The organism is Aeromonas sp. INTO2, assembly GCF_049860605.1.
Taxonomy (GTDB): Bacteria; Pseudomonadota; Gammaproteobacteria; order Enterobacterales; family Aeromonadaceae; genus Aeromonas; species Aeromonas caviae.
The window spans coordinates 2,829,498-2,843,322 of sequence record NZ_CP187588.1; the positions used below are offsets into that span (position 1 = coordinate 2,829,498).

Below are 13,825 nucleotides of genomic sequence, written 5' to 3' on the forward strand. Positions count from 1 at the left end.
TTTTATGCCCTGCCAGGGCTGGAGATCAATGTGCGGTGCGGTTGCCGCAGTCTGCCAGCGGCTTATTCCCCTGCGGCATCGGGCGTCAACACCAGCCTACGCCAGGGGCCCGTGATGTCGCAATGACCCGTCTCTTCGGTGTTCTCCCAGCCCAGGCGATGATAGAAAGCCATCGCCGTGGTGTTGCGCATGGCCACCTTGAGGGAGGCCGGGGAGGGGTATCCGGCCAAGCCGGCGGCAAGCAAGGCCCGCCCCATACCCTGCCCGTGCCAGTCCGCCACCACGTAGAGATGATGCACGAAGCTCTCGGCCCCCCAGATGGAGACGAATCCGCACGGGCTGCCCCCTTTCTCCGCCACCCAGATCTCCTCGCCCCGGGTCTGCTCGGCAAAATCCTCGAGCCGGAACAGGGCGGGATCAACCCAATGGAAGGCCTGGCGCCTTCCCTTGAGGAAGAGCTGCGCCAGCATGGGCTCGTCAGCTTCCGTCATCATTCTGATCATGACACCATCCTTGCGTTGCGTGCTTGTCGCTTCCCACTCTCGATGGATCCCGCCGTGCTGTCAAATCGGCAATGTGGACCCTCTTGAATACGTAACCGTGTGACACAGGGCTGCCTATTTTATCGCCTCAGGGGCTATACTGCCGAGGTCCCGTCCATGACTGGTTTGAGGTTCACTGATTTATGGATAACAAGCAAATTGAAGGCAGTATTCTGGTACCCGCCCACATTGACGATGTCTGGCGGGCCTGGACTACGGAGAGCGGGCTGCGCAGTTTTCTGGCGCCGGAGTGCCTCATGGTCCCGGAACCCAACGGACCGTTCGAGATCTATTTCAGACCCGATGCTCCCCTCGGCGAGCGTGGCAGCGAAGGGTGCCGGGTGATGGCGGTCATGCCCCATGATCTGCTCAGCTTCAGCTGGAATTTCCCTCCCCAGTTTCCCCACATTCGTCAACAGAAGACCCAGGTCAGCCTGCGCTTCGTGCCGGAGGGCCAGGGCACCCGGCTCCACTTCCTGCAGACCGGCTGGGCGCAGGATCCGGACTGGGACCAGGGCTATGCCTACTTCCGGGAGGAGTGGCTGGAACTGAGTCTGCCGAGGCTTCAGTACCGTTTCACCCACGGCCCCATCGACTGGAACAACCCGCCGGGCAAGCAGCAGCTGAAATCACTGGCCCAGTGACGTCCATTCAAGCGATGGGCATGGCACGAAAAAGGACCCGCTCAGGGTCCTTTTTCATGGATGGGCAGGCGGTCACTCCACCGGCTCTTCATCGAACAGGGGGTGATAGAGCACCTCGCCCCTTACCCCGTCGAGCCCGCCGGGTTGCAACTCCATCGCCATGAAACACTCCGTCGGCACCTCGTAGATGCAGTGCAGGCCGAAGTCGCTGGCAGGCCGAAAGCCGAAACGGGCGTAGTAGGCGGGATCCCCGAGCACCACCACCGCCTTCCAGTCCATCTCCAGTGCCGTGTCCAGCCCTTCCCGCACCAGATCCGAGCCAATGCCCTGTCCCTGCCAGTCGGGATGCACGGCCACGGGTGCCAGTCCCAGCCAGGGCCCTTCCTGTCCCTCAATGGTGATCGGGCTCAGCATCAGGTGCCCCATGAACTCGTACTCTTCCTCCTCGACCATGGTGACCACGGCGGCCCCACATTCTCGCAGGCGGTTGACCAGTTCGGCCTCGTCGGGACGACCAAAGGCGGCACTCACCAGCTCATAGACTGGCAGCATGTCGCCGGGACGCTCGGTTCTCAACATACAGCGTTACTCCTCGTACAGCAGGGCGGCCATTATTCCACAGAAGTGGGGCGCCTCTTCACTGCCTTTGTCTGAAAATGGGAGGGCGGACTCAGGAAAACGCCTGACAGACCCCGCACCAGGCTTCGCGATGACCGCCCTTGCGCAAGCCATCAGCGTCCGTCGTCAGGCTGTCGCAATCGCCGCAGATAGGCGAGGCCCAGATCCCCGCACTCCTTGAGCAGGGCGCCACCACCATGGGCCTGCACCCCGGGTGCCTCTGGCGCCAGCATGGCCAGGGGATAGCGCCGCACCGTCAGCCCGCTGAGTGTCTGCTCGCCCTCTGTCGCCTCCCCCGCCATGAAGAGCGCCACCCCCTCATCGTGCAGTATGGCCACGACCACTTCCTCGTCATCCAGCCAGGGGGCCAGCGCCTCTTTGCGTGCATCCGTCAGGCGCGCCGGGCGATCCAGCCGCCAGTGATCGAGCTCGAGGGCGCCATCGGCCGGATCTGGCCGACGCCCGTCATGGTGCATGCCAGTCTTTTCCATCACCCGGCCTGAGGCGAGGTTGCCCGGCATGTGGCGGGCGGTGAGGGCAGGCAGGTGCCACTGTTCGAAGGCAAACGCCCTGACCAGGTTCGCGGCCCGGGTGGCCAGCCCCCTGTTCTGCCAGGGCACGCCGACCCACCATGCCAGCTCCCCGTGCCAGTGCAGGGAGAGGGTGCCGACCAGGGGAGCGGGCTCGTCTTCACGCCCCTGGGGCAGAGTCAGGGCCCAGGTGCATCCCAGCCCGAGAGCAGCCTTGCGCCCGCTCAGGGCAAGCCAGTCCCGCGCCGCCTCCGGCGAATAGGGGTGGGGGATGTTGAGGGTATAGCGGGCGAGCGCCGCATCCGAACAATAACGCAGGATGGCGCTCTCATCGCCGGGCAGCAGGGGGCGCAGCACCAGCGCGTCCTGCCCGCCAGGCTCGCGCAGCACCGGGGTCATCAGGCGGCGGGCAAGCAGGCGTTGCAGGGCAACCCCGAGGTCGTCATCGGCACCGAGGCGGTGATCCGCCCCCGCGGGCCCCAGGGTGAGCAAGCCGCTCTCTCTGGCCAGGGTCAGCAGGGAGCCGGAGGCAGCGATCAGGATCTGCCGGTCCGGCTGTGTCACCATCAGCGGGGAGGCGGCCTCACCCAGCCAGGCGGCAAGCAGGTCGCGGGCAAGGAGAATGCCATCTGGCGGGCTGGCCGCCCAAGGTGCCATCTCCCTCGCCTCCCCTTTGCCAAGCAGCAGCCACCAGCGGTTTCCCTGGTGCTGCCAGGCCTGCAACGCCGCTTGCCAGGAGGGGCGCCAGAGCGCGCCCTCTATCAACAGATCCATTCCTTCCCCCACATCCCCCCCCGGATCAGGCACCGGGTGCCCGGGCGGCACCACACTCCTGTCTGAGGCAGCATAAGCAGCTGCCAATGAGTTGTTAAACCATATGTTTACCATGGTTAAACGGCATACCCCATGAAAAAATGCCATATGGCTGACTTGATGGCGGTCACATTCCTTCCCCTCCTCGCTTCCTATCATGCCCCCATCATGGCGTGACCAAAGACGCCCATGAAGGACAACGGATAACAAGAGAACACACTATGCAGCCAACCAGCCCACTCAAAACGGTAGTAGTCAGTACCCTGGCGACCGCCCTGCTGATCTTCGTGGCCCAATCCCTCATCGGGAAGCAGGAGATCAGACTCGGCATCGCCATCATCCCCATCCTGCCCATGCTCTTTGCCGTCATCATCGGCATGATCGTCTCCGCCAAGCCCGTCAAGGATCGCATTCCCGGCTGGAAGAGGCTCTTCACCGAGCGAGAAGAGGGCTTCTGCGGCAAGATGGTGGGTTTCAGCCTGCTGATCCTCGGGACCCAGTATGCGGGGATGATCATCCCCAACCTCAAGATGATCCTGAGCGTCGGCGTACCGCTCTTCCTGCAGGAGATAGGCAACCTCCTGCCCATCCTCATCGCCATTCCGCTGGCGGTGAAGTTCGGCTTTGGCCGCCGCGCCATCGGGGCCTGCTCCTCCATCAGCCGTGAACCCTCGGTCGCGGTGATCCAGGGCAAGTTCGGCACCGGCTCCCAGGAGTACATCGGCGTGCTCGCCATCTACCTGTGCGGCTCCGTCATCGGCACCCTCTGGTTCAGCGTGCTCGGCAGCATTGCCCCCCTCACGGGGCTGCATCCCCTGGCCCTGGCCGCCGGTTCCGGCGTGGGATCCGGCTCCATGCTGAGCGCCGCCTCCGGTGCCCTCATCAACGGCCTCGATGAGGCGATGGCCCAGCAGGTGCTCAGCATCGCCGCCGCCTCGAACCTGCTCTCGTCGGCCCTGGGAGCGCTCTCCCTCACCTATCTGGGTCTGCCGCTCGCTGAAAAAATCTATGCCCTGACCGCCAAAGGAGAGAAAGCATGAAAAGCATCGTGATGGATATGCGCTTCGTCTTCCTGGCGATCCTGCTGGCCATGTTCACCCAGACCCTGACCTCGGGCCTGCCGCTGTGGCAGATGGGGGACAGCTTCATCGCCATGTCCCTGGTGGTGTTCGCCTCCCTGGTGACCAAGCGCTACCTGCCCTCCTCCCTGCCGGCCTTTGCCTATGCCACCATCATCGGCATTCTCATCTGCCTGCCCGAGACCCCGGTGCGCGGCCTCTTCATCGATGCCGTGGCCAAGATCTCCTTCCTCTCCTGCTGCGTGCCGCTCCTGGCCTTCGCCGGCCTCTCGGTGGGCGGTCAGCTGGAGGAGCTCAAGAAGATGTCGTGGAAGGTGATCCTCATCTTCATGGTCGTCTCCACCTGCTGCTTCTTTGGCGCCTCCCTGGTTGCCCAGCTCGGTTTCTCCATTCAAGGGATCATCTGATGAACCACTACCATATCGAACCTGACCTGTTGGCCCTGCGCGACTTCAGCTACGAAGTGCGCCACCACCTGCACCGCATCCCGGAATACTCCGGGGCCGAGTTCAAGACCTCTGCCTACTGCCGTGGGTTGATGGAAGAGTTCGGCTACAGGATCACCCTGTATCCCGGCTTCACCGGTTTTCACGGGGATCTGGCGGTCGACCCCACCCTGCCCACCATTGCCTTTCGTGCCGACATGGATGGCCTGGAGATGCACGACATGAGCGAGGTGGCGTTCAAATCCACCCATGAGGGGATGGCCCACAACTGCGGCCACGACTCCCACATGGCGATCGCTCTGACCGCCGCCAGGTTTCTGGCCGCCAACCGCGATCGCCTGCGGTACAACGTCCGCTTCATCTTCCAGATGGCGGAAGAGGACATGCGCGTCCCCGGGGCCGAAAAGATGGTGGAGCTTGGCTGCATGAAGGGGGTGGACGAGGTCTATGCCCTGCACAACGACGGCGCCATGGAGACGGGCACCATCAAGTTCAACCAGGGGGTCATGTCCTCCTGGGGGTCGGCCTGGACGCTCGATGTGCACGGCATCTCCGCCCACGGATCCACCCCCCACAAGGGGCTGGATGCCATCCGGGAGGCGGTGCGGATCATCGAGGATATGGACTACATCGTCGCCAAGCGCACCAGCCCGTTCAGCCCGGCGGTCTTTGGTTGCGGCATGATCAACGGCGGCACCATTCCCAACGCCATCGCCGATCATGTGCAGGCCCGTGGCACCATCCGCGCCATGGACGCCGAAACCGACCAGATCCTGAAAAACAGCTTCAGGGACATCATCGCCCAGAGCGAGCTGCGCGGCTTCAAGACCACCATGGTCCATGCCGGCTACCCGGCAGTGGAGAACCACCCCCAGGCCTGCGAGCGCCTGCAACAAGCCGCCTCGGATGTGTTGTCCAGCGACGGGATCAACGCAAAGGGCCAGCCCATGACCGGCAGCGAGGACTTCAGCTACATGATCAACGCCACGCCAAGCCGCATGGGGGCCATGTTCTTCCTCGGCAGCGGCAATCAGGCCAAGGGGATCTGCAACTACCTGCACGCGAACCCCTATTACCTGGACGACGACTGCCTGCTGGTGGGAGCCCAGATCTTCGTCAATCTGGCGACCAGGGTCGACTGACGGGCCAGGGGGATCTGCCACTACCAGCACCACGTCAATCCCCTACTACCCGGATGATGACTGCCTGCTGATCGGTGCCCAGATCTTCGTCAATCTGGCGACCCGCCCCCCCTAAGCAGCAAGGGGGCTGCCGCACCCCGAGGCCATGCTGGATGATGGCGAACTGCGGCTCGGCACCCGGAGCGCCGTCAATATGGTGACCACGATAGCCGGGAGAGAGGGATCACCGGGAAAAGGCAGCGCAGGACACCACTTATCACAAAAAAGAGAGGCCATTGGCCTCTCTTTTTTGCCTCTATGCAGCACATCTGACTCCCCCTGACGGCCTTCAGAGCCAGGGCAGGGTCGCAGACGGGGCGGGCGTTCCCTGGTTGAGCAGCGCCAGCTGCACCGTCTCCCGGCTCACATGGGGGGCATAGAGGTTGATGAAGTCGTACATGTAGTCCCGCAGGTGGGCGTGCCTGCGCAGGCACACATGGGCCACGCTCGAGGCGATCAGATGATCGATGTTGAGGCAGACCAGGCTCTCCCTGTCCCCTTCGTCGAACGCCGAGGTGGCGATCACCCCGACACCCATCCCCAGGCGCACATAGTGCTTGATGATGTCGCTGTCGGTGGCCGTCAGCACGATGCGGGGGCTGAGGCCATGGCGTCCGAACGCCTTGTCCATCTTGGAGCGGCCGGTGAAACCGAACACATAGGTGATGAGGGGATACCGGGCCAGATCCGCCATGGCCAGCGGCTGGCAGTCCAGCAGCGGATGGCCGTGGGGCACCACCACGCTGCGCCCCCAGCGATAGCAGGGCACGGTCGCCAGCTCGTCGAACAGGTGCATGGACTCGGTGGCGATGGCCATCTCCACATCCCCGTTTTGCGCCATCTGCGCCAGTTGGGCAGGGGCTCCCTGATGCAGCTGGATGCTCACCTCGGGGTAGCGGCGGGAGAATTCGGTGATGACCGCCGGCAGCTTGTAGCGGGCCATGGTGTGGGTGGTGGCGATGCGCAGCACCCCGCTGGTGGCCAGCTGATCCCCGAGGGAAAGCTGGCCAATTTGCTCCACCTGGGCCACCACTCCCCTGGCCAGCTCCATCACCTGCTCCCCCATGGGGGTCAGGCCCGACAGGTTCTTGCCCTTGCGGGTAAACAGCGCCAGCCCCAGCTCCTCTTCCAGCATCTTCATCTGCTTGCTGAGGGTCGGCTGGGAGGTATAGAGCTTCTCCGCCGTCGCCGAGATGTTGAAGTTGTTCTTCACTATCTCGGTGAAATTCTTGAGCCGGGCGATGTTCATCAGGGCGCCAGGCGCTCGATGTGCCAGCCGTCCCCCTCGCGGGTGTAATAGAAACGATCGTGCAGACGATGCTCCCCGCCCTGCCAGAACTCGACGGTGTCGATGCGCACCCGGAAACCACCCCAGAAGCTCGGCAGCGGCACTTCGCCATTGGCAAACTTCTGCTTGAGTTCGAGGAACTTGGCCTCCAGCACGCCACGGGCCGAGATGCGGGTCGACTGTTTGGAGACCCAGGCGGCGATCTGGCTGTCCTTGGGACGGCTGTGGAAATACTTCATCACCTCGAAGGTGCTCATCTTCTCCACCCGACCGGTCACGTGCACCTGTCTGTCCAGGGTGTGCCAGGGGAAGAGCAGGCTGATACGGGGGTTGCCCTCCAGCTGATGCGCCTTGCGGCTGCCCATGTTGGTGTAGAACACCATGCCTTCGGCATCGTAGTGCTTGAGCAGCACGGTGCGCTGCCAGGGCTGGCCATCGGCATCCACGGTGCCCACCACCATGGCGGTGGGATCGGTCAGTTTGGCCTCGCAAGCCTGGGCCAGCCACTTCTCGAACAGGGCGAGGGGCTCGGCCGGCAGATCGGCCCGGTGCAGTCCACCCCTGGTGTATTCGCGACGCAGATCAGCCACATCCATCATCTTGATTTTCCTTCTCTCTTTCTCTGCCGCCCGTGCGGCGATGGGTGCAGGCATTGTGCGACGAGCGCGCCATGGGTACAAGCCTCGGGGCGGCCAAATGGCGGAGCAAAAAAAGAGGGAGGCTCATGCCTCCCTCTTTATGCCGATGACCGTCAGCCTACTGCTTGCCGTCAACCGGCGGGCAATGGGCCAGCATGCGCCGGTTGTAGTCCGCCGCATAGGCGCTCAGCCTGGCATGGGCCTCCTTCTGATCCGGCTTGATGACATCCCCGAATCCATCGAGATAGCGCACGCCGCAGCGCGCCTTGGCCGCCGCCTGCTGATCCGCCGCGATCCCGGGCGCCACCTCGCCGCGCCCGGCCCGCACGATCAGCCGGTAATCCTGCCTGGCAAGGCTGGCGCTGACCGCCTGTTCCAGGGTGTCTGCATCGGCCTGACAACCACCGAGCAGGGTGAGCAGCAGCACCCCGGCCAGTCTCATGCCCGCCTCCGCTGCCAGCCCAGCAACGCCAGGGCCAGGGTCCAGAAGCCGAGGGCACCGCCGCCACCGCTTCCCCCCTCTTCACCGCGCTGGGTGACCGAGAGCTTGAGGGGACTGATGGCGAAGAAGATGTTGTCGCTGCACGCCACCTTCAAGCGGGCAGTGCCATCCTGGCCCGCCGGGATGGTGACGCTCGCCGAGCCCGAGTTGGGTTTGCCGCTGGCAAGGGAAGTCCAGTTTGCCCCCTCGTCCCGGGTCATGAAGAGATCCACCTTGCTGCAGTTGATGGGGGCGGCATTGGTGCCGGCCACTTCCCAACTGATGGTCTGCGTCTTGCCCGCCCCCAGGGGGGTCACCACCGGGCTGGTCAGGGCAAAGGCCTTGCCGGTGTTGACCACCTGGATCTTCATGTCATCGCTGGCGACACCGCCCTTGCCGTCCCGCGCCGTGAGGCGGAAGTTCAGGTCCCGGTTGGTGGCAGGCCAGGCCTCCCCTATCGCCAGGGTGTTGGTGAGCAGGGAGGTGAGACTCGGCAGGGTGCGCTCCGGCACGCTGGTCGGCGCCACGAAACGGAACAGCGGACGGCTGCCGTCGTCCACCATGGTGGCCGGGCTGCTCGACTCCGTCCCCAGATCGATCTGCTCCCAGGTGTAATTCAGCGGATCGCTGTCAAGATCGGCCCCCGCCCCCTTGAGCACGAAGGGGGTGTTCGCAGGGATGACGTAGTCATTGCCTGCCGCCACCTGGGGCGCATTGTTGACCAGCACCAACGGGGTGCCGCAATTTGGCTCCGTGGCCATGTGGGCCCGCATCTGCTCGATGGACTTGCTGTGGAAATAGGGCTCGCTGTGGGGCTGCAGATCTTCGTCTCCGCAGATCCCCGCATAGGCCATGATGGAGCTGCCGCTGCCCGGCTCCCAGGCCTGGCTTGGTTCCCGGTTGCCGCCGCCACAACTGCCTGTGGTGCCGTTGAAGGTGTGGTCTGCCCCGAACTGGTGACCAATCTCGTGGGCCACGTAGTCGATGAAGAAGGCATCCCCCACCGGCTCGGAGGAGCCCGTCATCCCCGCCGATTTGTCAGGGGTGCAGAGTACGCCCAGTCCCGCCAGGCCGCCGCCACCGGTGTTGACCACATGGCCGATGTCGAAGGCCCCCAGCCCCTTGGTCAGGGCATCGGCCTGCACCTGCATGTTGGCATCGATATCGCCGTCATCATTGTTGAAGGGATCGTTCGCCACGTCGGTGAAGATGATGGTGTCGTTGCCGCTGGCGAGTTGGAATTCGGCCGCCACGTCACGCTGGTAGACCTCGTTGACCCGGTTGAGCAGGGTGGTGATGGCGCCAAGACCCGCCTCCACGGTGCCGCCGTGATACTGGGTGTACTCCCCCGCCGCCGAGATGGCGATGACATAGCGCTTGCGCTCGTTGCCATCCACCAGCACCTGGCGGGCCAGCTTTTTGGCCTCGCCCCCGATCACCTTGTCCGCCTCTTCTTCCAGCCGGCTGTGGGCATCCTGCTGGTAATAGACGGCATAGCCTTCCCCATTGCGAAGGGGATCGACGAACACCATTTTCCCTTCATGGCTGAACATGGCGTGGAATCCTTGGGGACCGAGATCGAAGCGCCCGGTCTCGCCCGGCGCCGCTTCGTTGTACCCCTTGAAGGCCAGGATATCGGGATATTTGGCGGCCAGATCCGCCGGCAGCAGATCATAGGGTTGCAGGCTGAAGGTCACCTCCTTGCCATCCGGCAGGGGCAGGGTCAGGCGGCGCTCGCCCCCCTTCAGGGCAGCCAGGTAATCGGTGGAGACGGTGACGATGCGATACTGGCTGGCCCTCACCTCGTACCCATCGGCGGCGGTGGCCCGCGCCGTGACCGTATGCCACTCGCCGGCCATCAGGTTGCCGGACGTCATCAGACCCGCCACCAGCACCGCCAGCGGAGAATATTTCATCAACTGCATCTTTTTAATTCCTTTTTAAACGGATTCACCTGAACTGCCACGGCATCATTTGCCCGCTGGTCCGATTAGTCCAGCAACATCCTCTGTACATTCCCCGAATGGGGAAGGTTGCACCAATGCAGACTAGCCCCTATCATGGCGCGGATTTGTCCGTTCCAGAACCCCTCTTCGACGGGGCCGGTTCACTCTTTCTTTGGCCAAGGTTAATCTCATGCTCAAGTCCCCACTGTTGCCCCGTTTCGGGGATCTGGTCGTTGCCATCGTTGACGATGTGCTGGGTCAGGGTCTTACCCTCGACCGCGCCTATGCCCGTCACTTCTCCGGCATCGAACTCAAACCGCAAGAACAGGCAAGGATTGCCCTGGTCACCGGCGATCTGCTGCGCCGCCTCAGCCTCTACTGCTTCCTCACCGGCATCCAGGTCCGTCAGGCGGAGAAGAATGTCTGGCCGCTGCTGCACAGCTGGCACGCCTTCCACAAGATAGATCAGCCCAACCACCCGACCCTGGATCGCTTCAACGAGGAGGCGTTCCGCCGCCGCCTGACCGAGGCCAAGAAGAACCCCGTGCTGATGGACGGCTGCCCTGCCTGGCTGGAAAAACTCGGCAGCGAGCAACTGGGCGACGCCTGGCCGGCCGAGCGTGCCGCCCTGGCCTGGATGCCCAAGCGTTACCTGCGGGTCAACACCCTCAAGTGCACCCGGGACGAGCTGCAAGCCATGCTGGCCAAAGAGCATGTCACCACAGTGCCCGTCGACGGAGTGGAGACCGCCCTGCAAGTGACCTCGGACGCCGCCCTGTTCCGTACCCAGGCCTTTGCCGATGGCTGCTTCGAGCAGCAGGATGCCGGCTCCCAACTGGTGGCCGCGGCCCTCGACGTCAAGCCCGGCATGCGGGTCATCGACGCCTGTGCCGGTGCCGGCGGCAAGACCCTGCACCTGGCCGCCATGATGCAGGGCAAGGGTCGTCTGCTGGCCATGGACGTGGAAGAGTGGAAACTGGAGAACCTCAAGCAGCGCGCCCGCCGCGCCGGTGCCCACAACGTGGAGACCCGGGTCATCACCAGCAGCAAGACCGTCAAGCGCCTTAAAGAAAGCGCCGATCGCGTGCTGCTGGACGTCCCCTGCTCCGGCCTTGGCGTGCTCAAGCGCAACCCGGATGCCAAGTGGCGCGACACCGCCGAGCGCCTGCCGGTGCTGGTCGCCCTGCAAGAGGAGATCCTGCAGCGCTACAGCCAGATGGTGAAGGTGGGCGGCCTGCTGGTCTACGCCACCTGCTCCATCCTGCCCGAGGAGAACCGCCAGCAGGTGGACAAGTTCCTCGCCGCCAACGAGCACTTCCGCCTGATCGGCGATCACAACGTCAGCCCGGCCGAGACCGGCTTCGACGGCTTCTACATGGCGCGCCTCGAACGCATCGCCTGATGTCTGTCGTGGGCACAAAGAAAAGGGGAGCCAGTGGCTCCCCTTTTTGCATGGTATGGATGCGGCCTTACTCGGCAGCAGCGTCATCCTGCTTGTGCTTGGCGGCAGTTTCCTTGATAAGGGTCTGCAGCTCGCCGGCCTGGAACATCTCGATCATGATGTCGCAACCACCGACCAGCTCACCCTCGACCCACAGTTGCGGGAAGGTGGGCCAGTTGGCGAATTTCGGCAGCTCGGCGCGGATGTCCGGGTTCTGCAGGATGTCGACATAGGCGAAAGGCTCGCCGCAGGACATCAGGGCCTGGGAGGCCTGGGCAGAGAAACCGCAGCTGGGCAGCTTGGGGGATCCCTTCATGTAGAGGATGATGGGATTCTCAGCCAACTGCTGTTTGATCTTTTCAATAGTTTCCATAAATGCCTCACTGGAGCGATTTCGGCGGCCATTCTACTGCAATCCGGGCAGACCACAAACTGGCAAACCGTTGCGAATGAAAGAAGTCATGCATCAATACGCCGCAGCTTGATCCGGATCATGGCAAGAATCAAGGGTTGTTCGCCCATCTTTGATACTGCTACAATCGACGGGCTTTGGGCCGTCTGGCCCCCTCATTTCAAGAACAATTCTTTTCAAGATAGAAAAGAGTACGCAATGTCTTGCAACCGTCGCCTTCGCACGGACCAGCCAATGGAGAGTAGAAAATGGCTTTCGAACTTCCCGCTCTGCCCTATGCAATCAATGCTCTGGAACCGCACATCTCCCAGGAAACCCTGGAATACCACCATGGCAAGCACCACAACACCTACGTGGTCAACCTGAACAACCTGGTGCCGGGTACCGAGTTTGAAGGCAAGTCTCTGGAAGAGATCATCAAGACCTCCACTGGTGGCGTCTTCAACAACGCTGCCCAGATCTGGAACCACACCTTCTACTGGCACTGCCTCTCCCCGAACGGCGGTGGCGAGCCCACTGGCGCCCTGGCCGATGCCATCACCAAGGCCTTCGGCTCCTTCGCCGAGTTCAAGGATGCGTTCACCAAGTCTGCCATCGGCAACTTCGGCTCCAGCTGGACCTGGCTGGTGAAAAAGGCTGACGGCTCCCTGGCCATAGTCAACACCTCCAACGCCGGTTGCCCGCTGACCGAAGCCGGTACCACCCCGCTGCTGACCGTCGACCTGTGGGAACACGCCTACTACATCGATTTCCGCAACCTGCGTCCGAAGTACATGGAAACCTTCTGGGCCTTGGTCAACTGGGAATTCGTGGCCAAGAACCTGGCTGCCTGATAAGCCTTTCTTGCCAAAACGCCCCGCACTTGCGGGGCGTTTTTTTATGGTCGAATACCTGCCATCGACAACAAAGGCGCCCGTAGGCGCCTTGTGGAAGATGACCGTGCTTACTGGTCTATCTCGTCCATGTAATCGTCGAGGTTGCCATCATACGCCGCCTCTGGCTTCTGCTCCTGGAGCTCGGGTTTGCGACCCGTCACCTTGCCATCGTTGTACTGCAAGTAGAAGTCCTTGGTCAGGGCGTAAGGATCCAGCGCGTTGTCGATGATGCGCTCCTGATCGATCAGCTTGGAGCGGGTACCGAGGCCATCCAGCGCCCAGTGCACCACCTTCAGCGGGAAGGTCAGCAGGGCATAGGGGAAGTAGATGGTATCAATGGTATCCCCAACCAGTTGACGGGTGGTGGTGGGACCGTAGACCGGCACCATCAGATAGGCGCCATCCCCGATGTCGGCCTTGCCGAGCACGGTGTCCATTTCCAGCGTGTTGCGAGCCAGGCCCGCATGCTTGGCCACGTCGAACAGACCGAGCAGGCCCACAGTGGTGTTGAGGGTGAAGCGGCCCAGGTTAGTACCGGCCCCTTTCAGATCACCCACCAGCAGGTGGTTTACCATGCTGCTCGGTTCGTCGAAGTTGTCCACGAAATTCTCGATGCTGTCCCTCACTCCTTGCGGGACATAGCGGGCATAGCCGTGTACCACGGGGCGCGCTACATAGGGCTCCAGCACGTCATAGTTGACGGCCCACATGGCACGGTTGGGCCCCTGGAAGGGGTCGCGAGGATCGCTGGCCGTGCTGGATGCCCCGGGGCGGCTCGGGGTCTCACCGAGATCCAGGCTCTCCGGGCCCGGCTTGGGAGGGCCGCCCGCACAGCCCGCGAGCAGCAATGCCACCGCCAATGCTCCTGAACGCAGATACATATGAAAGTCC

General features: G+C 63.1%; 15 protein-coding genes. 6 read left to right on the forward strand and 9 right to left on the reverse strand.

Translation table 11 applies throughout. The annotated features are described in order from the left end of the window. Positions 1–62: 62 nt before the first annotated feature. Entirely contained in the window at positions 63–503 is a 441-nt protein-coding gene (locus ACPW74_RS13275; RefSeq protein ID WP_042880882.1) for a GNAT family N-acetyltransferase, read from the reverse strand. Between the two features lie 182 nt (positions 504–685). Here ACPW74_RS13275 and ACPW74_RS13280 point away from each other — a divergent pair, with 182 nt between their 5' ends. Next, a complete protein-coding gene (locus ACPW74_RS13280) occupies positions 686–1,186 on the forward strand; it encodes an SRPBCC family protein (protein ID WP_010673967.1) in 501 nt (166 codons plus the stop codon). Positions 1,187–1,258: 72 nt separating this feature from the next. On the opposite strand, the gene ACPW74_RS13285 is transcribed toward ACPW74_RS13280, so the two are convergent. After that, a complete protein-coding gene (locus tag ACPW74_RS13285) occupies positions 1,259–1,765 on the reverse strand; it encodes a GNAT family N-acetyltransferase (RefSeq protein WP_010673966.1) in 507 nt (168 codons plus the stop codon). 152 nt (positions 1,766–1,917) lie between these two features. Further along, entirely contained in the window at positions 1,918–3,108 is a 1,191-nt protein-coding gene (locus ACPW74_RS13290) for a GNAT family N-acetyltransferase (protein ID WP_043154515.1), read from the reverse strand. 260 nt (positions 3,109–3,368) lie between these two features. On the opposite strand from ACPW74_RS13290, the gene ACPW74_RS13295 reads away from it, so the two are divergent. From ACPW74_RS13295 to ACPW74_RS13305, 3 genes are read left to right on the forward strand one after another with little or no spacing between them, the layout of a single operon-like run. Then, entirely contained in the window at positions 3,369–4,187 is an 819-nt protein-coding gene (locus ACPW74_RS13295) for a DUF3100 domain-containing protein (protein WP_010673963.1), read from the forward strand. Next, the gene (locus tag ACPW74_RS13300; protein WP_043154511.1) at positions 4,184–4,633 is read left to right on the forward strand and encodes a hypothetical protein; all 450 of its coding nucleotides are present in this window, start codon (positions 4,184–4,186) and stop codon (positions 4,631–4,633) included. Before ACPW74_RS13295 ends, ACPW74_RS13300 begins: the two co-directional genes overlap by 4 nt. Next, the gene (locus ACPW74_RS13305) at positions 4,633–5,814 is read left to right on the forward strand and encodes a M20 metallopeptidase family protein (protein WP_103261777.1); all 1,182 of its coding nucleotides are present in this window, start codon (positions 4,633–4,635) and stop codon (positions 5,812–5,814) included. The genes ACPW74_RS13300 and ACPW74_RS13305 overlap by 1 nt, the downstream gene beginning before the upstream one ends. Positions 5,815–6,142: 328 nt before the next feature. Here the strand turns inward: ACPW74_RS13305 and ACPW74_RS13310 are convergent, their stop codons facing one another. The 4 genes from ACPW74_RS13310 to ACPW74_RS13325 all read right to left on the reverse strand — a co-directional run bounded on the left by ACPW74_RS13310 (position 6,143) and on the right by ACPW74_RS13325 (position 10,185). Further along, a complete protein-coding gene (locus tag ACPW74_RS13310; RefSeq protein WP_103261776.1) occupies positions 6,143–7,102 on the reverse strand; it encodes a LysR substrate-binding domain-containing protein in 960 nt (319 codons plus the stop codon). Further along, the gene (gene pdxH / locus ACPW74_RS13315) at positions 7,102–7,740 is read right to left on the reverse strand and encodes a pyridoxamine 5'-phosphate oxidase (RefSeq protein WP_010673959.1); all 639 of its coding nucleotides are present in this window, start codon (positions 7,738–7,740) and stop codon (positions 7,102–7,104) included. The genes ACPW74_RS13310 and pdxH overlap by 1 nt, the downstream gene beginning before the upstream one ends. A 157-nt stretch (positions 7,741–7,897) precedes the next feature. Then, positions 7,898–8,221, reverse strand: a complete 324-nt coding sequence (locus ACPW74_RS13320; protein ID WP_010673958.1) for a hypothetical protein — start codon at positions 8,219–8,221, stop codon at positions 7,898–7,900. Continuing rightward, a complete protein-coding gene (locus tag ACPW74_RS13325; protein WP_319892673.1) occupies positions 8,218–10,185 on the reverse strand; it encodes a reprolysin-like metallopeptidase in 1,968 nt (655 codons plus the stop codon). Before ACPW74_RS13325 ends, ACPW74_RS13320 begins: the two co-directional genes overlap by 4 nt. 211 nt (positions 10,186–10,396) lie before the next feature. On the opposite strand from ACPW74_RS13325, the gene ACPW74_RS13330 reads away from it, so the two are divergent. After that, entirely contained in the window at positions 10,397–11,608 is a 1,212-nt protein-coding gene (locus ACPW74_RS13330) for an RsmB/NOP family class I SAM-dependent RNA methyltransferase (protein WP_010673956.1), read from the forward strand. A gap of 67 nt (positions 11,609–11,675) precedes the next feature. Here the strand turns inward: ACPW74_RS13330 and ACPW74_RS13335 are convergent, their stop codons facing one another. Beyond that, complete coding sequence (locus tag ACPW74_RS13335; RefSeq protein WP_010673955.1) at positions 11,676–12,020, reverse strand: Grx4 family monothiol glutaredoxin; 345 nt, start codon at positions 12,018–12,020, stop codon at positions 11,676–11,678. Between the two features lie 287 nt (positions 12,021–12,307). Here ACPW74_RS13335 and sodB point away from each other — a divergent pair, with 287 nt between their 5' ends. Continuing rightward, entirely contained in the window at positions 12,308–12,892 is a 585-nt protein-coding gene (sodB, locus tag ACPW74_RS13340; protein ID WP_010673954.1) for a superoxide dismutase [Fe], read from the forward strand. A gap of 110 nt (positions 12,893–13,002) precedes the next feature. Here sodB and ACPW74_RS13345 read toward each other — a convergent pair whose 3' ends face one another. Continuing rightward, positions 13,003–13,815, reverse strand: coding sequence for a VacJ family lipoprotein (locus ACPW74_RS13345; RefSeq protein WP_319892675.1), 813 nt, complete (start codon positions 13,813–13,815; stop codon positions 13,003–13,005). Between the last annotated feature and the right edge of the window lie 10 nt (positions 13,816–13,825).